The sequence below is a fragment of the Alkalilacustris brevis genome, from assembly GCF_003350345.1.
GTDB lineage: Bacteria > Pseudomonadota > Alphaproteobacteria > Rhodobacterales > Rhodobacteraceae > Alkalilacustris > Alkalilacustris brevis.
In genome coordinates this window covers 30,178-50,626 of the sequence record NZ_QNVJ01000088.1, presented here as the reverse complement: position 1 = coordinate 50,626, position 20,449 = coordinate 30,178, and the positions used below count along the sequence as shown (strand labels likewise).

Below are 20,449 nucleotides of genomic sequence, written 5' to 3'. Positions count from 1 at the left end.
TGAAGGGGCAGGGCAGGCCCGGGATCAGCGCAGGACATGCACCGCGCATTGGGCATGGCGGACGACGTGATTGGCGGTGCTGCCCAGGAAATAGTCGCGCAGGCCAGGGCGGTGCGAGGCGATGATGATGCAGTCCACCCTGTTTTCATCGGCCCATTCGAGGATGGTGCGCCCGGCATGGCCCTCGATCAGCACGGCCTGGCCGTTCTCGACGTTTTCGGCGAGGCTGCGCAGTTCGTTCTGGAGGGCATTGCGCAGTTGCATCAGGTCGCCCTCGGGGATGTAGGAAATGGCGAAGGGCGGGGTTTCCTCCATCACATGCAGCAGCGTGATGCGGGCATCGGGCGCGGCGAGGGCGCGTGCCGTGGCGATGGCGGGCGCGGTGTCGGAGTCTTTCTCGAAGGCGACGGGGATCAGGATGTGGTTGTACATGTCGGGCCTTTCCTGCGCGGGAACCGGGGATGCGCGATATGTGTGAGAGAATGGCGCTGGCGGATGCGAATGTCCATGGCGCAGCGCCCCCGGAGATGGCGCGAATGTGATTGCGGCGCGGGGCCGGGCGGGGTTGCGCAGCCCCGTGGAGTTGTGGCTCTTTGTGCCGGAAAAGACGATGGCCCGGCAGGGTCGGCAGACAAGAAGGGGCAGTGCGATGGGCAAGTGGCGGCGCGAAGGTATGGAATTGGGCGGCAGCGAGGTCTCGCGGCGGCGGGTGTTGGGGCTGGGCAGCGCGGCGGCGTTCTCGATGCTGGGGGCGCCGGCGCTGGCGCAGGCGTTCAGCGGCGAGATCGACGAGGAGGCGGATCTGGCGGATGCCGGGCCGGCCGAGCGGGCGCGGCGCAACACGCAATCCTTCCGCAACGTGCGCTGGCAGGACCATTTCGACCATCTGCGCAATGGCGCGATCCTGTGCGACACGGCGTCGCGCGCGCTGCATTTCTGGTCGGAGGATGAGGAGATTTATCTGCTCTATCCGTGCTCGGTGCCGATGAGCGAGGAATTCACCCGCCGCGGGCGCACCGAGATTACGCTGATGCGGCGCGCGCCGGTCTGGATTCCGACGCCGAACATGCGCGAACGCGACCCCGAGCTGCCCGCGCGGGTCGAGCCGGGGCCGGACAACCCGATGGGCACGCGGGCGATGAACCTGACCTGGCAGTATTACCGCATTCACGGCATCGACAACCCGGCCAAGATCGGGCGCAAGGCCTCGAATGGCTGTTTCGGGCTGCATAACGAGAATGTCGAGCGTCTCTTCGAACTGGCCGGGGTGGGCACCCAGGTGGTGGTGATCTGAGCGCGGCCCTTTCCCACCGCGTGCCGGGGGTCTGGCCTGTTTCCCCCGGCGTGCAAGCCTGCTATCTGCTGCCGTAACGCAGTATCGGGACGGGAGAGCCTCATGTTCGATCTTACGGGAAAGCGGGCGCTGGTGACCGGCGCCTCGGGCGGGATTGGCGGCGCCATCGCCACGGCGCTGCATGGCGCGGGGGCGCAGGTGGGGCTGAGCGGCACGCGCGAGGCGCCGCTGGACAAGCTGGCATTGAGCCTGGGCGAGGGCGCGCATGTGCTGCCTTGCGACCTGTCGGACCCGCAGGCGGTGGAGGCGCTGCCTGCGCGCGCGGCCGAGGCGATGGGGGGCGTGGATATCCTGGTCAACAATGCCGGGATCACCCGCGACAACCTGTTCATGCGCATGTCGGACGAGGAATGGCAAAGCGTGCTCGACGTGAACCTGAGCGCCAGCTTCCGCCTGTGCCGCGGCGTGCTGCGCGGCATGATGAAGGCGCGCTGGGGGCGGATCGTCAGCATCACCTCGATCGTGGGCGCCACGGGCAATCCGGGGCAGGGCAACTATGCCGCGGCCAAGGCCGGGCTTGTGGGCATGTCGAAGAGCCTTGCGCAGGAGGTCGCCTCGCGCAACATCACCGTCAACTGCGTGGCGCCGGGCTTCATCACCACCGCGATGACCGACAAGCTGAACGACGAGCAGAAGGCGCGCATCCTGGCGCAGGTGCCGGCCGGGCGCATGGGCACGGCAGACGAGATCGCGGGCGCGGTTCTCTATCTGGCCAGCCCCAATGCAGGCTACGTGACGGGGGCCACCCTGCATGTGAATGGCGGGATGGCCATGCTCTGAACGGGGCGTGCGGGGTGGTCTTGAAAGCGTTTGCCAAGGCGCGACTCTGTGCTATAGGCGGCGTCGATTGTGTCGGGGGCCATGGCCCGCGCAGGTCGGAGGCCCAGCCTCGAGCGGGGCACCCTGTGCTGCTGCGCTGAAGGTGAGACAGGGTCAGCTTGGACGGGATGCACCCGTGAAACGCAAGACGGGGCTGCACCCGTGAAACGGAAATGAGGAACGGACATGAGCGACATCGCAGATCGCGTTAAGAAAATCGTCGTCGAGCATCTTGGCGTCAGCGAAGACAAGATTACCGAGAACGCTTCGTTCATTGATGATCTGGGCGCCGACAGCCTCGACACCGTCGAGCTGGTCATGGCTTTCGAAGAGGAATTCGGCATCGAGATTCCCGACGATGCGGCCGAGACCATCCAGACCTTCGGCGATGCGGTAAAGTTCATCACCGACGCGCAATAAGCACGCGGGCCGGGCAGGCGTGCATGGCGCGCCGCCGGATTTGCAAAGCTGCACATGCGGCACCCCTTGCGGGTGCCGTTTTGCATTTGCGGGGGTGGGCGACAGGGTGTTGCGTCGCCGTGTGTGGCGAAGGGGTCGTTTCCCCGTCGCGGCAGAGAGGCTGGCCGGGCTATGCTGGCCGTGTTCTGCTGCAATGAGGGCGAATCGATGATCATTTACCCGACGATCGAGCTTTGGCACGGGCACTGCGTGAGCCTGACACGCGGGCGGCTGGACGAGCCGGTGATCTGGCATGTCGATCCGCTGGCCAAGGCGCGCGATTTTGCCGCAGCCGGGGCAAGCTGGATGCAGGTGACGGATTTCGACGCGGTCGCGACGGCCTCCGGCACCGAGGGTCCCGAGGGCGACAACGCCGCGCTGATCGAGGAGATCATCCGCACCGCGGGTATTCCGGTGCAGGTGGCGGGGGGCATTCGCAGCCTGGCCCGCGCCCGGCACTGGCTCGAGGCCGGCGCGGGCCGCGTGGTGATCGGCACGGCGGCGGTGCTCGACCCGGCGATGGTGCTCGAGGCGGCCAAGTATCACCCCGATCAGATCGTGCTGGCCGTGGATGTCTACCAGGGGCGGGTGATGAGCGCGGGCTGGAAGGAGGCCAGCGCCTTCGCGCCACTGGACTTCCTGGCGCATTTCGAGGCGGCCCCCCTTGCGGCGGTGCTGATCACCGATATTGACGCCGATGTGGGCGACAGCGATGCGACGCTGGGGCTGGTCTCGGGGCTGGCGGGGAGCACGCGCCAGCCAGTGATCGCCAGCGGGATGGTACGCACGCTCGATGACCTCTCGCGGCTGAAATACGTGGGCAATGTCGCCGGGGCGGTGGTGGGGCGCGCGCTGTTCAACCGCACGCTCGAGCTGGAGGAGGCGCTGGCGCTGGCCGCCGAGCCAACTGAGCCGCAGGCGGAGTTCCGCTAGGCCGGCGCTGACACCGCCGCATCCACCCACGAGCATCTTTCGCAATGCAGGGCTTGGCAGGGGCCGGGCGTGCGGGCCATGATGGCCCCCAGGCAAAGGCGGAGGGCAACCCCATGGCAGGGATCGGCAATCTATTGGGCGGCAAGCCGGCGTCAGAAACGTTTCTGGGGCTGCCCTTTTGCGCCGATCCCGCGCAACCGGGCGTGCGCGCGGCCATCCTGGGGGTGCCGATGGCCACGCCCTACCCGTCGGCGGGGGCCTATTGCGCCAAGGCGCCGGGGGTGATCCGGGCCGCGGCGGCGCAATATGCCGATCTTTCAGGGCATGTGAACTTCGATCTGGGCCGCGTCGCGCTGTGCGACGGCGATGCGGCCGATTGCGGCGATCTGCGGCTGGACGCGGCCAATGCGGCGGGCAACCGCGTCGCGATCCGCCAGGCGGTGGCGGCGCTGCTGGGCGGCGGCGCGGCGCCGGTGGTGATCGGCGGGGATGACTCGGTGCCTATTCCGGTGTTGCAGGGCTACGAGGGGCGGGGCCCGCTTGCTGTGTTGCAGATCGACGCGCATATCGACTGGCGCGAGCAGGTGGGCGGTGAACGCTGGGGGCTTTCCTCGACCATGCGGCGGGCCTCGGAGATGGGGCATGTGGCGCAGATCGTGCAGATTGGCGCGCGCGGGCTCGGATCGGCGCGCGAGGGCGATGTCGAGGCCGCGCGCGACTGGGGCGCGGCGATCATTCCGGCCCGGCAATTGGCGCAGGAAGGGGTGGCTGCGGCTTTGAATCACATTCCTCAGGGGGCCGAGATATTCATCGTGCTCGATTGCGACGCGCTGGATCCGTCGATCATGCCTGCGGTGATCGCGCGCACGGCGGGGGGGCTGGATTACGCGACCGCGCTGGGGCTGATCGAAGGCGCGGCGGCGCGCGGGCGCATTGCCGGGATGGCCGTGACCGAGTTCATGCCGGACCATGATATTCACGGGCTGGGCGCGACGTTGGCGGCGCAGTTGCTGACCGCCGCGCTCGGGGTGATCGCGGCGCAGGGCTGAGCTGGGTGCGGGCGTTGACGCGGTGGCAGGTTCAGCGCGGCAGGTTCAGCGCGCCGGGGCCGGGTTTGTCCAGGGGCGGCGGCCGGCGCGGGCCTCGGCGCTGGTGATGTGCAGGCCACCCCCGCCCGTGGCAGAGCGGATCGCCAAGGCGCCGCTTCTGGCCAGATAGCCGCTGTCGATCACCTGGCAGCCAGCGGGGGCGGGGCCGTCATGCAGCGCGCCAAGGATCACCAGATCGGCCGTGTCGCAGGCCGTCGCAACCCGCCCGGTGGCGCCGCGCCCGGTCAGATGCACCACCGGCGTGCCGCTCAGGTCGAACCGCAACGTGCCGCCGGTGCCATCCATTCCGGGGCGGGCATTGGCGTCGGCCGGGGTGGCCATGTCGCCATCGGCCTCGAGCCAGTTGCGCGCCACGAAACGCTCGCCGCTGGCCTTTGACAGCGCGCGGCCTTGCGGCGTCATCACCCCGGCCAGGGTGCCGGTGTCGGCGATCAGCAGTGCGGGCCGGTCGGCGGTGGCCCAGCCCGTCAGCGCCGCGGCCATCGCCAGCGGCCCGGCCCAGCGGGCGCGCCCGGGCCAGAGCATCAGCCACAGCGCCCCAAGCGCAAGGAGCGGCAATACCCATCCGGGCGGCTGCGCGATGGGCACGACCGCCCCGTCCAGCCCCGCGACCCATTCGGCCACGCCGAGGATCCAGCGCGTGCCGGCCTCCATCGCCTTGAGCGGCAGCCAGGCCAGCCCCAGCGGCACCAGAAACGCGGCGATCACCGCCGCAGGCATCACCAGCGACCCCATCAGCGGCACGCTGAGAAGGTTGGCCACCAGCCCGTATTCGGCCAGGCGGTTGAAATGTGCCGCCGCCACAGGTGCCGTGGCCAGCCCCGCCACGGTCGAGCAGATCACCAGCCCCAGCGCGGCCTGGGCCCAGCGGGGCGCGCGATGCCGGCCGGGCGCCTCGCGCATCAGCCCGAACACCGCGACCAGCGCCGTGGTGGCGGCAAAGGACATCTGGAAACCCGCCTGGGTCAGCGCCTCGGGCCGAAGTAGCAGGATGAGCGTGGCCGCGATCGCCACCGAGCGCAGGCTGATCGCACGCCGGTCGGCCAGCACCGCCACCAGCATCACCGCGACCATGGTGAAGGCGCGCTCGGTCGCCACGTTTCCGCCCGACAGCATCAGGTAGAACGCGGCGGCCCCAAGGGCCAGAACTGCCGCGATCTTCTTGGTGGGCAGGCGCAGTGCAAGCGGCGGGATCAGCGCCAGCCCGTAGCGCAGCGCCGCAAAGACGAACCCGGTGAGCAGCCCCATGTGCAGCCCCGAGATCGCCAGCAGATGCGCCAGGTTGGAGGCGCGCAGATGCTCCAGCGTCTCGCGCCCGATGCCGGAGCGGTCGCCAGTCAGGATCGCGGCGGCGAACGCGCCCGGCTCGCCCGGCATGCGCGCCTGCACGGCGGCCGAGATCGTCATGCGCAGGCGCGTGATCGCCTGCCTGACGCCGCCGGGTTCGGGCGGGGCCAGCGCCAGAACGGGGGTGCGGGTATAGCCGACCGCGCCCAGCCGGTCGAACCAGGCCAGGCGGCGGAATTCGAACCCGCCCGGCTCGACCGGGCCGCCGGGTGGTGAAAGATGCCCGGTCAGGATAACCCGCATCCCGATTTCCGGGGTGATGAACCCCTGCCGCCCGTGCAGCGAAACGCGCACGCGTGCCGGTGTGCGGGCCGCGCTGCGCCGTTCCAGCACCACCTGGTCGAGCGTCAGCCGTTGCGCATCCGAGATCGATCTGTCGATCACCACGATCCGCCCCTCGATCGCGCCGTAATAATGCCGCTCCAGCACCGGGGCCGCGACATGGTGGCTGCGCGCGGCCGCCAACGCCAGCCCCGCAAGCGCCAGCACCCCCGCCAGCGCCAACGGGCGCCAGGTTTCGGGGCGGCGCCATGCCAGCGCCAGCAGCAGCGCCCCCGCCAGGGTGGCAAGCGCCCATTCCCCTGCGGAAAGCTCGCGCGGCAAGGCGAAATAGCTGCCGATCCCCAGCGCCAGGCAGATCGGCACGAACGGAAAAAGCCGCCCATGTGCCCGCGCCAGCGCCGCTGCGGGCGCCGCCGCAGCTGCCAGCAGGGCCGCGGCCACGGCCCCCGCGGCTGTTCCTGCGCGCGTGTCTGCGCCCGCTCTTGCCGGCGCCAGTGATGAAACGGCCAGCCCGCGCACCCTTGTCCTGCCCCCGGCGATTGCCTAGACCCTTTCCAGCATTATCTCCGGCATGGTTTCCGAAAGGTTAACCGCCGATCGTCCCAGCGCGGCGCAGCTGTGTGGCGCGTGGGCAGGAACACCGCAACGAAAGGCCTGGCCGCATGTCCGACACCGCCGCCGATACCCGCCCCGATCGCCCTGTCGTCACCCGCTTTGCCCCTTCGCCCACGGGGTTTCTGCATATCGGCGGCGCGCGCACGGCGCTGTTCAACTGGCTTTATGCACGCGGGCGCGGCGGGAAATTCTTGCTGCGCATCGAGGATACCGACCGCGCCCGCTCCACCCCCGAGGCGACGCAGGCGATTCTCGACGGGCTGCGCTGGCTGGGGCTGGACTGGGACGGCGAGGCGATCAGCCAGTTCGAGCGTGCCGGGCGGCACGCCGAGGTGGCGCAGGCGATGCTTGCCTCGGGTGCCGCCTACAAGTGTTTCGCAACCTCTGAAGAAATCGAGGCTTTCCGCGAGGGTGCCAGGGCCGAGGGGCGCTCGACGCTTTACCAGAGCCCCTGGCGCGACTCCGACCCAGGCGATCACCCCGATGCGCCGTATGTGATCCGCCTCAAGGCCCCGCGCGAGGGCGAGACAGTGATCGACGATGCGGTGCAGGGCCACGTGCGCTTCGGCAACGAGCAGCTTGACGACATGGTGCTTTTGCGCGGCGATGGCACGCCAACCTACATGCTGGCAGTGGTGGTGGACGATCACGACATGGGCGTGAGCCATGTGATCCGCGGCGATGACCACCTGAACAATGCCGCGCGGCAGGTGCTGGTCTATCGGGCGATGGGATGGGCGGTGCCGGTGTTTGCCCATATCCCGCTGATCCACGGCCCTGACGGCAAGAAACTGTCCAAGCGCCACGGCGCGCTGGGGGTCGAGGAATATTGCCGCATGGGCTATACGCCCGCCGGGCTGCGCAACTATCTGGCGCGGCTGGGCTGGAGCCACGGCGATGACGAGGTGTTCACGGATGCGCAGGCGCTGGAATGGTTCGACCTGGAAGGGATTGGGCGGGCCCCGGCGCGGCTGGATTTCAAGAAACTCGACCATGTCTCGGGGCAGCATATCGCCATGGCCGACGATGCTGCGCTGCTGCATGATCTGGAAAGCTGGCTTGCCGCAACCGGCCAGCCGGCCCTGACCGAGGCGCAGCGCGACGGGGTGTTGCAGGCCATGCCTCATTTGAAGGACCGTGCAAAAACGCTTTTCCAACTATATGAAAAAGCGCATTTTATCCTTTTGGAGCGGCCAGTTGCCCCCGACGAGAAGGCGGCCAAGGCGCTTGATCCGGAATCCCTCAGTATGCTGAGGGAATTGACGCCGCAACTGCAAACTGCTAGCTGGACGCGACACGAGTTGGAGGCGGCCGTCCGCGATGTTGCGGAAGCCCGAGGCCAGGGCCTGGGCAAGATCGCACAGCCGCTGCGGGCGGCGCTGGCAGGCAGAACCGCCACGCCGAGCGTCTTCGACATGATGATTGTGATCGGCCGGGAGGAAACACTCGCCCGGATCGCTGACGCGACAGCCTGAACGCCCTTGGCCGGTGCCGCTGGGCAGGCGATGCGACCCATGTGCCCCCGATGGGCGGCCAATGACGAAAGGGAGTGATATGGCGGAAGAAAAGCAAACGGCAACGCTGATTTTCGGCAACAAGAAGCTGGAGTTCCCCATGTATTCGCCCACGGCGGGACCGGATGTGATCGACATCCGCAAGCTTTATGCCGAAGGCGATGTCTTTACCTATGACCCCAGCTACACCTCGACCGCCTCCTGCGAGTCGACCATCACCTTCATCGATGGCGACAAGGGCGAGCTGTTGTATCGTGGCTACCCGATCGAGGAACTGGCCGAGAAATCGCATTTTCTCGAAGTCTGCTACCTGCTGCTTTACGGCGACCTGCCCACCGCCGCGCAGCTTGAGGATTTCGAGGATCGCGTGACCCGCCACACCATGCTGCATGAACAGATGCAGTATTTCTTCCGTGGCTTCCGCCGCGATGCCCACCCGATGGCCACAATGGTCGGTGTTGTGGGGGCGATGAGCGCGTTCTACCACGACTCGACCGATATCGGCGACCCGTGGCAGCGCGAAGTGGCCGCGATCCGCATGATCGCCAAGATGCCCACCATCGCCGCCTGGGCCTATAAGTATTCGCTGGGGCAGCCCTTCGTCTATCCGCGCAATGATCTGGACTATGCCTCGAACTTCCTGCGCATGTGCTTTGCCGTGCCCTGCGAGGAATACGAGGTAAACCCGATCCTGAGCCGCGCGATGGACCGGATATTCACCCTGCACGCCGATCACGAGCAGAACGCCTCGACCTCGACAGTGCGGCTGGCGGGCTCGTCGGGCGCCAACCCGTTCGCCTGTATTGCCGCGGGCATCGCCTGCCTCTGGGGGCCGGCGCATGGTGGTGCCAACCAGGCCTGCCTTGAAATGCTGCGCGAGATCGGCACGGTCGATCGCATTCCCGAATTCATCAAGCGCGCCAAGGACAAGGACGACCCCTTCCGCCTGATGGGCTTTGGCCACCGGGTCTACAAGAACTTCGACCCGCGCGCCCAGGTGATGAAGGAAAGCGCCGACGAGGTGCTGAGCCTGATGGGAATCGAGAATAACGAGACACTCCAGGTCGCCAAGGAACTTGAGCGCATCGCACTCGAGGACGAGTATTTCATCGACAAGAAACTCTACCCGAATGTCGATTTCTATTCGGGCATCATCCTCGATGCGATGGGTTTCCCGACCTCGATGTTCACGCCGATCTTTGCGGTGTCGCGCACGGTGGGCTGGATCTCGCAGTGGAAAGAGATGATCGTGGACCCGAGTCAGCGCATCGGCCGCCCGCGGCAGCTTTATGTCGGTGCAGCGCGCCGCGGCTATGTCGAGGTCGAGAACCGCTGAGCAAGACGTGCCACCAGCGCCGCAGCCAAAGCCCCGGAGCGCGTGCTCCGGGGCTTTCGCATTTGTCAGGAGCGCAGGCGGATGGCAGCGGCGCTTTACCGTTGCCGCGGGCTGGAGTAGGCAGGTCGCAAGCTAACGGGGGCAGGCATGAAGATTCTGGTGACGAATGACGATGGCATCAACGCGCCGGGGCTTGCGGTGCTCGAATCCATCGCCGCCGAGATCGCCGGCCCCGAGGGCGAGGTCTGGGTGGTTGCGCCCGCCTTCGAGCAATCGGGCGTCGCGCACAAGATCTCCTACACCCATCCGATGATGATCGCCCGGCTGGCCCCGCGCCGCTATGCCGCCGAGGGCAGCCCGGCCGATTGCGTGCTGGCCGGGCTTTACGATGTGCTGCAGGGCGGCCGGCCCGATCTGGTGCTTTCGGGGGTGAACCGGGGCAACAACGCGGCCGAGAACGTGATGTATTCCGGCACCGTGGGCGGCGCGCTGGAAGCCGCGCTTCAGGGCCTGCCCGCGATCGCGTTGTCGCAGTATTTCGGCCCGCGCACGCAGGATCTGGCCGACCCGTTCGAGGCCGCCGCCCGCCACGGCACCGATGTGGTGCGCCGCCTGCTTGATCGGGGCCTGTGGGATGCGGGCGATTACCGGCTGTTCTACAACGTGAATTTCCCGCCCATGGGCGCCGACGAGGTCAAGGGCCTGCGCGTCACCACACAGGGCTACCGCAAGGACACGTTTTTCGGAGTGGAGCCGCATATCTCGCCCTCGGGGCGCAAGTTCCTGTGGATCACCGGCGGCCCGCAGCACCTGCCCACCGCGCCGGGCACCGATGCGGCCGCCAATCTGGAGGGCTACATCTCGGTCACGCCGATGCGGGCCGACCTGACCGCCCATGATGCGGTCGATGCCGTGCGCGACCGGCTGGAGGGGTGATGGACGACGCCGAGCAGAAGATGCGCTTCATCTACGGCATCCGCTCCAAGGGGGTGACGGATGCGCGCGTGCTGGCCGCGATGGAGGCGATTGATCGCGGCGCCTTCGTGCGTGGCCTTTTCGCCGAGCGCTCCTACGAGGACATGCCCCTGCCCATCGGCTGCGGCCAGACGATCAGCCAGCCTTCGGTGGTGGGGCTGATGACCCAGGCGCTCGAGCTGGGGCCACGCGACAAGGTGCTCGAGATCGGCACCGGCTCGGGCTATCAGGCGGCGGTGCTCAGCCGCATCGCGCGGCGGGTCTATACGGTCGAGCGCCACCGCCGCCTGATCCAGGAAGCGCGGCAGGTATTCGAGAAACTGGGCCTTGTGAACATCATCGCCGTGCATGGCGACGGATCGCGCGGCCTGCCCGAGCAATCACCTTTCGACCGCATAATCGTGACCGCTGCGGCCGAAGACCCGCCCGGCCCGCTCTTGGCCCAGTTGCGGATAGGGGGTATCATGGTGGTTCCGGTAGGGCAGTCGGACACGGTGCAAAGCCTGATCCGCGTCCGGCGAACCGAAACCGGGTTCGAGTATGACGAGTTGCGGGCGGTGCGCTTCGTGCCGCTGGTTGAGGGGCTTGGAAAGGAATGAGGCCGCGCGGCAGAAGGCGGCGGACAGGGATCGGGGCAGCATGACCCCGACCGGGATCGAATTGAGGATGAGAGCCATGAGCAAAATTACCGGCCGGAGGACGCGCCCGCTGGTGCTGTGCGCATCGATTCTGGCCCTTGCTGCCTGTGACAACGGGTTCGACTGGGATCTGCGCCCGAGCGGTAACGGCACCTCCACAACCGAGGCGGCGCGCCAGGCGACCGCGCAGCGTCCGCAGCCGGATGCGCGCGGGGTCATCTCTTACCCCAATTACCAGGTCGTCGTCGCGCGCGGCAACGAAAGCGTCGCACAGGTCGCCCAGCGGCTTGATCTGAGCCCCCAGGAGCTGGCGCAGTTCAACGCGCTGAGCACCGACACCCAGTTGCGCCCCGGCGAAGTTCTGGCCCTGCCCAGCCGGGTGGCCGCGGGCCCCGCCGGCACCGCAGACGGCAGGGACGGGATCGACGTGGCGGCCATTGCGACCACCGCGATCGACCGCGCCGATCAGCGCGGCGACGGGCCGCGCGCGCCCGTTCAGGTGGCTGCCGGAACCGGGCAGGAGCCTGTGCGCCACCGCGTGGTGCGCGGGGAAACGGCGTATTCCATCGCCCGGCTTTACAATGTCTCGACCCGCAGCCTGGCTGACTGGAACGGCCTCGGTCCCGATCTGGAGGTGCGCGAGGGGCAGTATCTGATCATCCCGGTCCCCGCGCCGGGTGAACGGACCGCTGCGGCAGCGCCGTCCGAGGCTCCGCGCCCCGGCAGCGGCTCGCCCACGCCTGAGCCGCCAAGCGCCGCGCAACCCCTGCCGCAGGACGACCCTGCCGCCGCGCCGCCGCCCGCACCGCCGCCTTCGCCCAACCTGGCAGCCGAGCGCAGCCCTGAACCCGAGCCGGAAGCGGCGCCGGCGCAGGCCACGGCGGCCACCGATGCGCGACTGATCTATCCGGTCGAAGGCCGGATCATCCGCGGCTACAACCCCGGCTCGAACGATGGCATCTCGATCGCGGCCAGCGCCGGCACAGCGGTGCGCGCGGCCGACAGCGGCACCGTGGCCGCGATCACCCGCGATACCGACCAGATGCCGATCCTGGTGATCCGCCACGCCGACAACCTGCTGACCGTCTATGCCAATATCGACGACATCCGCGTTGAGCGCGGCGCTACGGTGCAGCGGGGCGATACCATCGCAGTGGTGCGTTCAAGCGATCCGGCGTTCGTGCATTTCGAGGTCAGGCAAGGCTTCGACAGCGTCGATCCGATGGATTACCTGCCTTGATGCCGTAGCTTGGGGCGGCCCGTTCAGGGCCGCCGCCGCCATGCCCGCGCGCGGCTGACCGCCAGCCCCGCAAGGATGAGGGCCAGCGCCAGCAGGAATTGCGGCGGCAGCGTTTCGCCCAGCAGCGTCACGCCAAACACCACCGACCAGACCGGCACATGGTAATTCACCTGCGCCAGGAACCCCGGCCCGGCGCCGCGCACCACCCGAACAAGGATCAGCGTGGCCAGCGCCGTGGGCCCCAGCCCCAGATAGAGCATCGCCAGAACGGGCCGCGCGCCCGCCTCGGCAGGCCAGCGCGGCAGCCCCTCGACCCAGAGCGCGACGGGCACGATCAGAACTGCCGCTGCCGCCAGCGCCGCCGCGCTGAAGGTGATCAGGCTGGTCGCGGGCGCGCGGCGGGTGATGATCGAGCCGATGGCGTAGCAGGCCGCGGCCCCCACGCAGGCCAGCCGCGCGATATCCTCAAGCTCGGCGCCGCTCCTGGCCAGCGCATCGACCCCGATCAGCAGCAGCACCCCGCTCAGCCCCAGCGCAAAGCCCGCCACGCGCGGCGGCGTCATCCGGTCGCCCGGCACGAACACATGCGCCAGCCCCAGCACGAACAGCGGCACCGTCGCCATGGTGATGCCGGCAAAGCCCGAGGCCACGTGCTGCTGCCCCCAGGCCAGAAGGAAGAACGGAAATGCGTTTGAAAACAGGGCCATCGCCGCGGCAAACGCCCAGATATGCCGGCCTTCGGCCGTGGTGAGCCGCGGCAGCCCGTGCCCGGTGGCCCGTGCCACGAGCCACAGCGCGACCGCAGCCAGCGCGATCCGCCCAGCCGCAACCGTGAGCGGGGCAAACCCCTCCAGCGCCACCGTGACCGACATGAAGGACGCCCCCCAGATCACGCCAAGCGCGCAGACAAGCGCCCAGTCGGTGGCCGTGGCGGGGGAAAGGGCGTGCGATTGCGACATGGATCAAATTCAACCGTGAAAAAACGGGGCGCCGGTCTGGCGCCCCGTCAAGACCTTGGCCGGTAATCTGCGCTCAGTTGCGCGCCTTGTCCACCATCTTGCCTGCCGAAATCCAGGGCATCATGCCGCGCAGCCGCTCGCCCACCTGTTCGATCTGGTGATCGTCGTTCAGGCGACGGGTGGCCTTGAACATCGGCTGGCCGACGGCGTTCTCGGTCATGAAGTCACGCACGAACTTGCCGGTCTGGATGTCGCGCAGAACCGCCTTCATGCGTGCCTTGGTTTCATCATAGGGCAGGATGCGCGGGCCTGAGACATATTCGCCATATTCGGCGGTGTTCGAGATCGAGTAGTTCATGTTCGCAATGCCGCCCTCATAGATCAGGTCGACGATCAGTTTCACCTCGTGGAGGCACTCGAAATAGGCCATCTCGGGCTCGTAGCCGGCCTCGACCAGCGTCTCGAAGCCCATGCGGATCAGCTCGACAAGGCCGCCACACAGCACGGCCTGCTCGCCGAACAGGTCGGTTTCGCATTCCTGGCGGAAATCGGTCTCGATGATGCCCGAGCGCCCGCCGCCAATGGCCGAGCAATAGGACAGCGCGATCTCCATCGCCTTGCCGGTGGCATCCTGATGCACCGCAGCCAGGCAGGGCACGCCGCCGCCCTTGACGTATTCGCCGCGCACGGTGTGACCGGGGCCCTTGGGCGCCATCATGATGACATCGACGCCGGGCTTGGGCTCGATCAGGCCAAAATGCACGTTCAGGCCATGCGCGAAGGCAATCGCCGCGCCTTCGCGCAGGTGGTCATGGACGTGCTTCTTGTAGGTTTCGGCCTGCAACTCGTCGGGCATGGTGAACATGATCAGGTCGCACCAGGCGGCGGCCTCGGCAATGCCCATGACCTTCAGCCCTTCGCCTTCGGCCTTTGCGGCCGAGGCCGAGCCTTCGCGCAGCGCCACGACGACGTTCTTGGCGCCCGAGTCGCGCAGGTTCAGCGCATGGGCGTGGCCCTGGCTGCCATAGCCGAGGATGGCAACTTTCTTGTCCTTGATCAGGTTGATGTCGCAATCGCGATCATAATAGACGCGCATGAGGGGCTCTCCCTTTGTTCGCACAGCGGTTTCGATTGGCCGCAGCATAGGCGAAATCGTGCGTGAAAAACCGTCAAAACCGCATTGTTTCTGCATTTGATCGTGGTAATCATGCACATTCACGCAGTCATGTGATGGTTTCATGCAAGCCGATGATACAGACCGGCGCCTGCTGCGCCACATGCTGGCCGATCCGGAACAGACAATCGCCGCCCTGGCCGCCCGCGCCGGCGTGACCGAGGCTACCTGCGCGCGCCGTCTGGCCCGGCTGCGCGAACGTGGCATCCTGAAGGGGCAGCACGCAGTAATTGACTGGCGCGCCCTGGGCTGGGCAGTGGAGGTGAGCCTGCGCTTCACGCTCGACAAGACCAACCCGCGCGCCTTCGACGAATTCATCGAGGCCGCGCGCCGGGTTCCCGAGGTGCTGGAAATCCAGACCTTCCTGGGCCGGGTCGATGTGCGGCTGAACGTGATCGCCCGCGACATGGCGCATTATCAGCAAATCTACCGCGAGCGTATCCTCACGCTGCCCCATATCGCCGATATCGAGGCCCTGATGCATGTGGCGCGCATCAAGTCCGGCGCGGTGCTGCCGATATGATCGAGCTGGACGAGACCGACCGCCGCATCCTGCGCGCGCTGTGGCAGGACGCCACGCTGGGCGCCGGGGCGCTGGGGCGGTCGCTGGGCCTCAGCCAGCCCGCCGCCTGGCGGCGGCTGCAACGGCTGCGCGCGCAAGGCGCGATCCGCGGCCGGCAGGTGGCGCTGGACCTGGAGACGCTCGGCTTCGGCGTGACGGTGTTTCTTGGCCTCCGGCTGGCCACGCGCGGGCGGCTGGGGCTCGAGGATTTCGAACGCGCCGTGAGCGCCATCCCCGAGGTTCAGACCGTCGAGCACGTGCTGGGCCTCTACGATTACCGCCTGCGGGTGGTGGCGCGCGACCTGGCCGATTTCGAGCGCGTCCTGCGCCGCCGGATCATGACCCTGCCGGGCGTGGGGCAGGTCGATGCCAATGTGCTCCTGAGCGAAGAGCGCCGCCCCGGCCCGCTGGGCACCGGCTGACACCTTGCGCGGGCCTTGCCTGCGGCGGACATGGTATCTACACCTGCTGAGGTGTTCATCTTGGAAAGGTTTACCTCATGACTTTGCCGCGCGCTGATGTCGATCCTGACGGGTTGCTGGAATTCTCGGTGGTGTTTACCGACCGTTCGCTCAACCACATGTCGGCGGCCTTCCAGCAGGTCATGCGCGACATCTCCGCCATGCTGCGCGAGGTCTACAACGCCGATGCCGTGGCGGTTGTACCGGGCGGCGGCACCTATGGCATGGAATCCGTGGCGCGCCAGTTCGCCGCCGGGCGGCACGCGCTGATCGTTCGCAACGGCTGGTTCTCCTATCGCTGGAGCCAGATCTTCGAGGCCGGCGATTTCGCCGCGCGCACCACCGTGTGCATGGCGCGGCAAAGCGGCAATGGCGCGCAGGCCCCCTTTGCCCCCGCGCCCATCGACGAGGTTGTCGCCGAGATCCGCGCCGTCCGCCCCGAGGTCGTCTTCGCCCCGCATGTGGAAACCTCGGCCGGGATCATCCTGCCCGACGACTATATCGCCGCCATGGCCGAGGCCGCGCATGAGGTCGGCGCGCTTTTCGTGCTCGACTGCATCGCCTCGGGCTGCGTCTGGGTGGACATGCGCGCGCTCGGGGTCGATGTGCTGATCTCGGCGCCGCAAAAGGGCTGGTCGGCCTCGCCCGCCGCCGGGCTGGTAATGATGAGTGCGGCCGCCCGCGCGCAGCTGGAGCAGACGAAATCGGACAGTTTCGCGCTCGACCTGGCGAAATGGACCGCGATCATGGAGGCCTATGAGGGCGGCGGCCACGCCTATCACGCCACCATGCCGACCGATGCGCTGCGCGTGTTCCGCGACACCATGCTGGAAAGCCGCGAGTATGGCTTCGACCGGCTGAAACAGGCGCAATGGGAACTCGGCGACGGCGTGCGCAAGCTGCTCGCGGCGCGCGGGGTGGCCTCGGTCGCCGCGCCGGGCTTCGGGGCACCGGGCGTGGTGGTCAGTTATACCGGCGACCCCGAAATCCAGAACGGCCGCAAGTTCGCCGCCCAGGGCATGCAGATCGCCGCGGGCGTGCCGCTGCAATGCAACGAGCCCGAAGGCTTCGCCACCTTCCGGCTGGGGCTGTTCGGGCTCGACAAGCTCTATGATGTGTCCGGCACGCTCGCGCGGCTTGAGCGGGTGCTGGACAAAGTGCTGTAAGTGCAGGGGCGGCGGCGCGCCCCGGCGTCGCCACCGTATCACGTTCAGGGCTTCCCCTTGGCGCACCAGCGTCCGCCCGCCGGGTGTGCGCCTGCCCTTCACTGTGGGAAAAATATCCTCGCCGAAGGCATTGGCGCGGAGCAAAGGGCCGCAGGCCCGCCGAGGCCCGCGCCAGGCCGCTTCGGCGGTCTGGCTATTGCCATGCCTGATCCTGTGCGCGGCGATCAGCCGCTGCCGGTGCCCATGCCCAGCCGCATCAGCCCCTTGCGCACCGGACGCGCCGAGTAGAGCAGTTGCAACAGCCCTGCACGGGCCTCGCGCAGCACCGGCATCCCGGCCATCGAGGCGCGGTTGAGCGCGTCGATCCCGCTCACCCGCGCGCGCACATCCGGCCAGCGGCTACGGTGATAGTGCTCCAGCATGGCGGGGCTGCCCAGGGTCTCGGGGCTGGCGGCGGCCAGGTCGCGCAGCAGCCGCAGATCGGCGAGGCTCATGTTCAGGCCCTGCGCGCCGATAGGGGGCACAACATGCGCGGCTTCGGCCATGAGCGCGCAGCGCTCGGCGCTGAAGCGTTCGGCGATCCGGCTTATGATCGGCCAGACCGTCAGCCGCGAGGCCAGCGTGAGCGGCCCGAGCAGCCTGGCGGAGCGCTCGGTCATCGCGGCCTCGAAATCCGCGCGGGGCAGGGCGGCCAGCCGCCGGATCTCGGGCCCGCGCTCCATCCACACCACCGCCGAACAGGGGCGCCCCGCGTGATCGGGCAGCGGCACCAGCGTGAACGGCCCGCCCGAGCGATGCACCTCGGTCGAGACATTGCCATGCGGCGCGGGGTGGGTCACGGCAAAGGCCAGCGCCTTCTGGCCATAGCGCAGGGTGGTTGCGCCGATCCCGACTGCGGTGCGCACCGGCGAGTTGCGCCCATCCGCCGCCACCAGCAGCCTTGCCGCGACGCGCGCGCCGTCTGACAGGCGCACAAGCGCCGCGGTTTCGCGGGTCAGCACATGGGCCGTGCCCAGGCCGGGGCGGAAGCTGACATTGCCCAGCCCCCCCAGATGCGCCAGCAACTCGCGGCGCAGGAGCCAGTTGGGCAGGTTCCAGCCGAACGGCGCGTCCGACAGGTCGGCGGCGTCGAAATCATGGACCTGCCGTGCCTCGGGCGCAGGCCCGCCGGCATCGACGATGCGCATGATCTGCAGCGGTGTCGCATGGGGCGCCAGCCGCTCCCACAGTCCGATCTCCTGCATCAGCCGGATCGCGGGCTGCAAAAACGCCGTGGTGCGCAGGTCGGCCCCTTCGGCGCGGGCGTCGGTGACAGGCGGCGCAGGATCGACGCAGATCACCGAAAACCCCGCCGCGCCGAAGGCCGAGGCCGCCATCAGCCCGGCCACGCCGCCGCCCGAGATCAGGATGTCGGTGCTTTCGCGGGGGTGGGGGGGCATGGCGCGCTCCTTTCAGGTCTTTCCCCAAGACCTAGCGCGCGCCGCGCCCCGCTCCAAGCGGCAAAGCGCCTCAGCCCAGCGTCAGCAGCACCAGCATCAGCAGGCAGACCGGCGCCAGCGCAAGCATCGGCAGGGCCAGCGCGGGCAGGCCCCACTGCGCGATCGCCAGAATCCAGATCGTGGCGATGGTCACGGCCAGGTAATAGATGTTGTCGCTGTCGCCCTCGATCACCTCGCGGGCGATGCGGCCCAGCAGCGGGACGCGGTAGAACCAGGGGCGGCGGAGGCTGTGCGTGGTCATAGGTGTATCTCCGGTTTCGGATTTACGCCTGTATCTGTGCCCGGCGGGCCGGGTTTGAATGCGACAAACCGTCCGGGGGCTGCCGATGGTGGCGCTGCCGGCGGTGCGGTGCATCCGGGCGCGCGCGGCCAGGTTGCCTTAGCCCGACACCTGCGCGAGAAACCCCGCCAGATCGTCGGTATGGTGATGGATATGCTCTGCCGGGGCAGGCTGTGGCGCGACATGCACGGTGCGCATTCCCATCGCGTGCGGCGCGCTCAGATTGCGCGGGTCATCCTCGAACATGGCGGCCCAATCGGGGGTGATCCGGTCACGGGCGCAGATGGCCTCGAAGGCGGCGCGGCGCGGCTTGGGCTGAAACCCCGCATCCTCGATCCCGTAGACGGCTTCGAAAACCCCGCTCAGCCCGCGCGCGGCCAGAACGCGCAGTGCATAGGGCGCCGAGCCATTGGTGTAGACCAGGCGTCGCCCCGGCAGGGCATCGATGCGCGTGCGCAACGCGGGATCGGGGCTGAGCGCGTCGAGCGAGATGTCATGCACCTCTTCGAGATAGGCCTCGGGGGCAATGCCATGACATTCCATCAGCCCGGCCAGGGTGGTGCCATGCTCGGCCCAGTACTTGTGGCGCAGATGGTCGGCCTCGCCGCGCGGCACGCCGAGGCTGCGCATGACGAAATCGGTCATCCGTGCCTCGATCTGGGTGAACAGCGCGGCCTCGGGCGGATAAAGCGTGTTGTCCAGGTCGAAAACCCAGGTGCGGATATGTGTGAATGTCTCGCGCGGCATGGGCACAGGGATAGGCCCGCCGCGCTGGGCCTGCAAGGGGTACCGGCCGCATACCGCAGCCACCGCCGGACGGCTTCACCATCCCGAACCCTCTGCATGACACGGCTTGAGAAGAGACCAGAGGGCAGCGTCTGCCGGGGGGCAGGCAGGCGCTGCCCGGCGTTGCTGCCGGGCGGGCCGCTGGGCGAGCGGTTGTGGCGTGCAGAGATCTTGTCCTGATTTTCACCGCCCGCGCCGAAAAACCCTATCAACTTCTCGTGCAGTTGTTTTAAGTGTCGCGCAGGCAATGCGGAGCAGACGGATGGCGGAAAGCAGGCAGGGGCACAGCGATGCCTATGGTCTGATCTTGCAGGCGATCGACGATGGCATCTACCGGCCGGGCGACAGGCTGGTCGAGTCCGAACTGGCCGATCGCTTCGGCATGTCGCGCACGCCCATCCGCGAGGCCCTGCAGCGGCTCGAGACGCAGGCGATTCTCGCGCGCGACGGGCGCAGCCTGATGGTCGCTTCGCTCGACCATAACCAACTGGCCGAATTCTACGTGGTGCGCTCCGAACTGGAAGGGCTGGCCGCGCGGCTGGCCGCGCGCCACGCCACCGAGGAAGAGGTGCGCGTTCTGCGCGACATGGTCGCCGCCGATGCCGCGCTGGTCGACGACCCGGAGGCGCTGAGCCGCGCCAACAAGCGCTTTCACAAGCAGTTGCACCTGGCGTCGCACAATCGCTACCTGGTGCAGCAGCTCGACCTGATCTATCGCTCCATGGCGCTCCTGGCGACAACCTCGCTGGCCACGCATGGGCGGGGCGAGGCCTCGCTTGCCGAACATTCCGCGATTGTCGAGGCCATCGCGCGGCACGATCCAGATGCGGCATTCGAGGCGCTAAAAAACCATATTTCAAAGGCTTACGAGACGCGGCTCAAGCTGGATGCGGGCGAGGTCGGCCCGCATGAAGGCATCGCCTGAGGCCGCACCCCCGGCG

The 20,449-nt window shown here is 68.1% G+C and carries 21 protein-coding genes; 14 read left to right on the top strand and 7 right to left on the bottom strand.

The annotated features are described in order from the left end of the window. Positions 1-24: 24 nt before the first annotated feature. A complete protein-coding gene (locus DQ229_RS14170; protein WP_114966910.1) occupies positions 25-432 on the bottom strand; it encodes a universal stress protein in 408 nt (135 codons plus the stop codon). Positions 433-649: 217 nt separating this feature from the next. On the opposite strand from DQ229_RS14170, the gene DQ229_RS14165 reads away from it, so the two are divergent. From DQ229_RS14165 to DQ229_RS14145, 5 genes are all read left to right on the top strand, one after another. Continuing rightward, positions 650-1,294 carry a L,D-transpeptidase gene (locus DQ229_RS14165; RefSeq protein ID WP_238381092.1) on the top strand — a complete coding sequence of 215 codons (645 nt, stop codon included), beginning with the start codon at positions 650-652 and terminating at the stop codon, positions 1,292-1,294. A 102-nt stretch (positions 1,295-1,396) separates the two neighbouring features. Then, the gene (gene fabG / locus DQ229_RS14160; RefSeq protein ID WP_114966909.1) at positions 1,397-2,134 is read left to right on the top strand and encodes a 3-oxoacyl-ACP reductase FabG; all 738 of its coding nucleotides are present in this window, start codon (positions 1,397-1,399) and stop codon (positions 2,132-2,134) included. A gap of 225 nt (positions 2,135-2,359) precedes the next feature. After that, positions 2,360-2,593: an acyl carrier protein gene (locus DQ229_RS14155; RefSeq protein ID WP_114966908.1), complete on the top strand. Its 234-nt coding sequence runs from the start codon at positions 2,360-2,362 to the stop codon at positions 2,591-2,593. A 207-nt stretch (positions 2,594-2,800) separates the two neighbouring features. Then, the gene (locus tag DQ229_RS14150; protein WP_114966926.1) at positions 2,801-3,565 is read left to right on the top strand and encodes a 1-(5-phosphoribosyl)-5-[(5-phosphoribosylamino)methylideneamino]imidazole-4-carboxamide isomerase; all 765 of its coding nucleotides are present in this window, start codon (positions 2,801-2,803) and stop codon (positions 3,563-3,565) included. Between the two features lie 113 nt (positions 3,566-3,678). Further along, positions 3,679-4,614 carry an arginase family protein gene (locus DQ229_RS14145; protein ID WP_114966925.1) on the top strand — a complete coding sequence of 312 codons (936 nt, stop codon included), beginning with the start codon at positions 3,679-3,681 and terminating at the stop codon, positions 4,612-4,614. A 45-nt stretch (positions 4,615-4,659) separates the two neighbouring features. Here the strand turns inward: DQ229_RS14145 and DQ229_RS14140 are convergent, their stop codons facing one another. Further along, positions 4,660-6,744: a ComEC/Rec2 family competence protein gene (locus tag DQ229_RS14140; RefSeq protein WP_238381091.1), complete on the bottom strand. Its 2,085-nt coding sequence runs from the start codon at positions 6,742-6,744 to the stop codon at positions 4,660-4,662. 221 nt (positions 6,745-6,965) lie between these two features. Between DQ229_RS14140 and gltX the strand changes: the two genes are divergently transcribed. From gltX to DQ229_RS14115, 5 genes are all read left to right on the top strand, one after another. Further along, positions 6,966-8,393, top strand: coding sequence for a glutamate--tRNA ligase (gene gltX / locus DQ229_RS14135; protein ID WP_114966907.1), 1,428 nt, complete (start codon positions 6,966-6,968; stop codon positions 8,391-8,393). A 79-nt stretch (positions 8,394-8,472) separates the two neighbouring features. Further along, positions 8,473-9,768 (top strand): citrate synthase, encoded by a 1,296-nt coding sequence (gltA, locus tag DQ229_RS14130; protein WP_114966906.1) that lies wholly within the window; start codon positions 8,473-8,475, stop codon positions 9,766-9,768. Positions 9,769-9,915: 147 nt separating this feature from the next. Then, complete coding sequence (gene surE / locus DQ229_RS14125) at positions 9,916-10,704, top strand: 5'/3'-nucleotidase SurE (protein ID WP_114966905.1); 789 nt, start codon at positions 9,916-9,918, stop codon at positions 10,702-10,704. Continuing rightward, on the top strand, positions 10,704-11,342 hold the full coding sequence (locus tag DQ229_RS14120; protein WP_114966904.1) for a protein-L-isoaspartate(D-aspartate) O-methyltransferase: 639 nt from the start codon (positions 10,704-10,706) through the stop codon (positions 11,340-11,342). Before surE ends, DQ229_RS14120 begins: the two co-directional genes overlap by 1 nt. A 67-nt stretch (positions 11,343-11,409) precedes the next feature. Further along, complete coding sequence (locus DQ229_RS14115) at positions 11,410-12,621, top strand: M23 family metallopeptidase (protein WP_114966903.1); 1,212 nt, start codon at positions 11,410-11,412, stop codon at positions 12,619-12,621. Between the two features lie 23 nt (positions 12,622-12,644). Here the strand turns inward: DQ229_RS14115 and DQ229_RS14110 are convergent, their stop codons facing one another. Next, the gene (locus tag DQ229_RS14110; RefSeq protein ID WP_114966902.1) at positions 12,645-13,580 is read right to left on the bottom strand and encodes a DMT family transporter; all 936 of its coding nucleotides are present in this window, start codon (positions 13,578-13,580) and stop codon (positions 12,645-12,647) included. A 73-nt stretch (positions 13,581-13,653) separates the two neighbouring features. Further along, positions 13,654-14,676 carry a ketol-acid reductoisomerase gene (ilvC, locus tag DQ229_RS14105; protein ID WP_114966923.1) on the bottom strand — a complete coding sequence of 341 codons (1,023 nt, stop codon included), beginning with the start codon at positions 14,674-14,676 and terminating at the stop codon, positions 13,654-13,656. Positions 14,677-14,818: 142 nt separating this feature from the next. Between ilvC and DQ229_RS14100 the strand changes: the two genes are divergently transcribed. The 3 genes from DQ229_RS14100 (at position 14,819) to DQ229_RS14090 (ending at position 16,943) form a co-directional block, all read left to right on the top strand. After that, the gene (locus tag DQ229_RS14100) at positions 14,819-15,277 is read left to right on the top strand and encodes an Lrp/AsnC family transcriptional regulator (protein WP_114966901.1); all 459 of its coding nucleotides are present in this window, start codon (positions 14,819-14,821) and stop codon (positions 15,275-15,277) included. Continuing rightward, complete coding sequence (locus DQ229_RS14095; protein WP_114966900.1) at positions 15,274-15,738, top strand: Lrp/AsnC family transcriptional regulator; 465 nt, start codon at positions 15,274-15,276, stop codon at positions 15,736-15,738. The genes DQ229_RS14100 and DQ229_RS14095 overlap by 4 nt, the downstream gene beginning before the upstream one ends. Before the next feature lie 77 nt (positions 15,739-15,815). Then, positions 15,816-16,943, top strand: a complete 1,128-nt coding sequence (locus DQ229_RS14090; RefSeq protein ID WP_114966899.1) for an aminotransferase class V-fold PLP-dependent enzyme — start codon at positions 15,816-15,818, stop codon at positions 16,941-16,943. Between the two features lie 224 nt (positions 16,944-17,167). On the opposite strand, the gene DQ229_RS14085 is transcribed toward DQ229_RS14090, so the two are convergent. The 3 genes from DQ229_RS14085 to DQ229_RS14075 all read right to left on the bottom strand — a co-directional run bounded on the left by DQ229_RS14085 (position 17,168) and on the right by DQ229_RS14075 (position 19,469). Then, entirely contained in the window at positions 17,168-18,382 is a 1,215-nt protein-coding gene (locus tag DQ229_RS14085; RefSeq protein WP_114966898.1) for a UbiH/UbiF family hydroxylase, read from the bottom strand. A gap of 70 nt (positions 18,383-18,452) precedes the next feature. Further along, the gene (locus tag DQ229_RS14080) at positions 18,453-18,683 is read right to left on the bottom strand and encodes a hypothetical protein (RefSeq protein ID WP_114966897.1); all 231 of its coding nucleotides are present in this window, start codon (positions 18,681-18,683) and stop codon (positions 18,453-18,455) included. Between the two features lie 138 nt (positions 18,684-18,821). Next, the gene (locus DQ229_RS14075) at positions 18,822-19,469 is read right to left on the bottom strand and encodes a pyrimidine 5'-nucleotidase (RefSeq protein ID WP_114966896.1); all 648 of its coding nucleotides are present in this window, start codon (positions 19,467-19,469) and stop codon (positions 18,822-18,824) included. Positions 19,470-19,770: 301 nt separating this feature from the next. Here DQ229_RS14075 and DQ229_RS14070 point away from each other — a divergent pair, with 301 nt between their 5' ends. After that, a complete protein-coding gene (locus DQ229_RS14070; RefSeq protein WP_114966895.1) occupies positions 19,771-20,433 on the top strand; it encodes a GntR family transcriptional regulator in 663 nt (220 codons plus the stop codon). Positions 20,434-20,449 lie beyond the last annotated feature (16 nt).

Excerpts from the sequence above, each read along its gene's own strand:
- DQ229_RS14170 (WP_114966910.1), bottom strand. The coding sequence starts at position 432 with ATGTACAACCACATCCTGATCCCCGTCGCCTTCGAGAAAGACTCCGAC.
- DQ229_RS14165 (WP_238381092.1), top strand. The coding sequence starts at position 650 with ATGGGCAAGTGGCGGCGCGAAGGTATGGAATTGGGCGGCAGCGAGGTC.
- fabG (WP_114966909.1), top strand. The coding sequence starts at position 1,397 with ATGTTCGATCTTACGGGAAAGCGGGCGCTGGTGACCGGCGCCTCGGGC.
- DQ229_RS14155 (WP_114966908.1), top strand. The coding sequence starts at position 2,360 with ATGAGCGACATCGCAGATCGCGTTAAGAAAATCGTCGTCGAGCATCTT.
- DQ229_RS14150 (WP_114966926.1), top strand. The coding sequence starts at position 2,801 with ATGATCATTTACCCGACGATCGAGCTTTGGCACGGGCACTGCGTGAGC.
- DQ229_RS14145 (WP_114966925.1), top strand. The coding sequence starts at position 3,679 with ATGGCAGGGATCGGCAATCTATTGGGCGGCAAGCCGGCGTCAGAAACG.
- gltX (WP_114966907.1), top strand. The coding sequence starts at position 6,966 with ATGTCCGACACCGCCGCCGATACCCGCCCCGATCGCCCTGTCGTCACC.
- gltA (WP_114966906.1), top strand. The coding sequence starts at position 8,473 with ATGGCGGAAGAAAAGCAAACGGCAACGCTGATTTTCGGCAACAAGAAG.
- surE (WP_114966905.1), top strand. The coding sequence starts at position 9,916 with ATGAAGATTCTGGTGACGAATGACGATGGCATCAACGCGCCGGGGCTT.
- DQ229_RS14120 (WP_114966904.1), top strand. The coding sequence starts at position 10,704 with ATGGACGACGCCGAGCAGAAGATGCGCTTCATCTACGGCATCCGCTCC.
- DQ229_RS14115 (WP_114966903.1), top strand. The coding sequence starts at position 11,410 with ATGAGAGCCATGAGCAAAATTACCGGCCGGAGGACGCGCCCGCTGGTG.
- DQ229_RS14110 (WP_114966902.1), bottom strand. The coding sequence starts at position 13,580 with ATGTCGCAATCGCACGCCCTTTCCCCCGCCACGGCCACCGACTGGGCG.
- ilvC (WP_114966923.1), bottom strand. The coding sequence starts at position 14,676 with ATGCGCGTCTATTATGATCGCGATTGCGACATCAACCTGATCAAGGAC.
- DQ229_RS14100 (WP_114966901.1), top strand. The coding sequence starts at position 14,819 with ATGCAAGCCGATGATACAGACCGGCGCCTGCTGCGCCACATGCTGGCC.
- DQ229_RS14095 (WP_114966900.1), top strand. The coding sequence starts at position 15,274 with ATGATCGAGCTGGACGAGACCGACCGCCGCATCCTGCGCGCGCTGTGG.
- DQ229_RS14090 (WP_114966899.1), top strand. The coding sequence starts at position 15,816 with ATGACTTTGCCGCGCGCTGATGTCGATCCTGACGGGTTGCTGGAATTC.
- DQ229_RS14085 (WP_114966898.1), bottom strand. The coding sequence starts at position 18,382 with ATGCCCCCCCACCCCCGCGAAAGCACCGACATCCTGATCTCGGGCGGC.
- DQ229_RS14080 (WP_114966897.1), bottom strand. The coding sequence starts at position 18,683 with ATGACCACGCACAGCCTCCGCCGCCCCTGGTTCTACCGCGTCCCGCTG.
- DQ229_RS14075 (WP_114966896.1), bottom strand. The coding sequence starts at position 19,469 with ATGCCGCGCGAGACATTCACACATATCCGCACCTGGGTTTTCGACCTG.
- DQ229_RS14070 (WP_114966895.1), top strand. The coding sequence starts at position 19,771 with ATGGCGGAAAGCAGGCAGGGGCACAGCGATGCCTATGGTCTGATCTTG.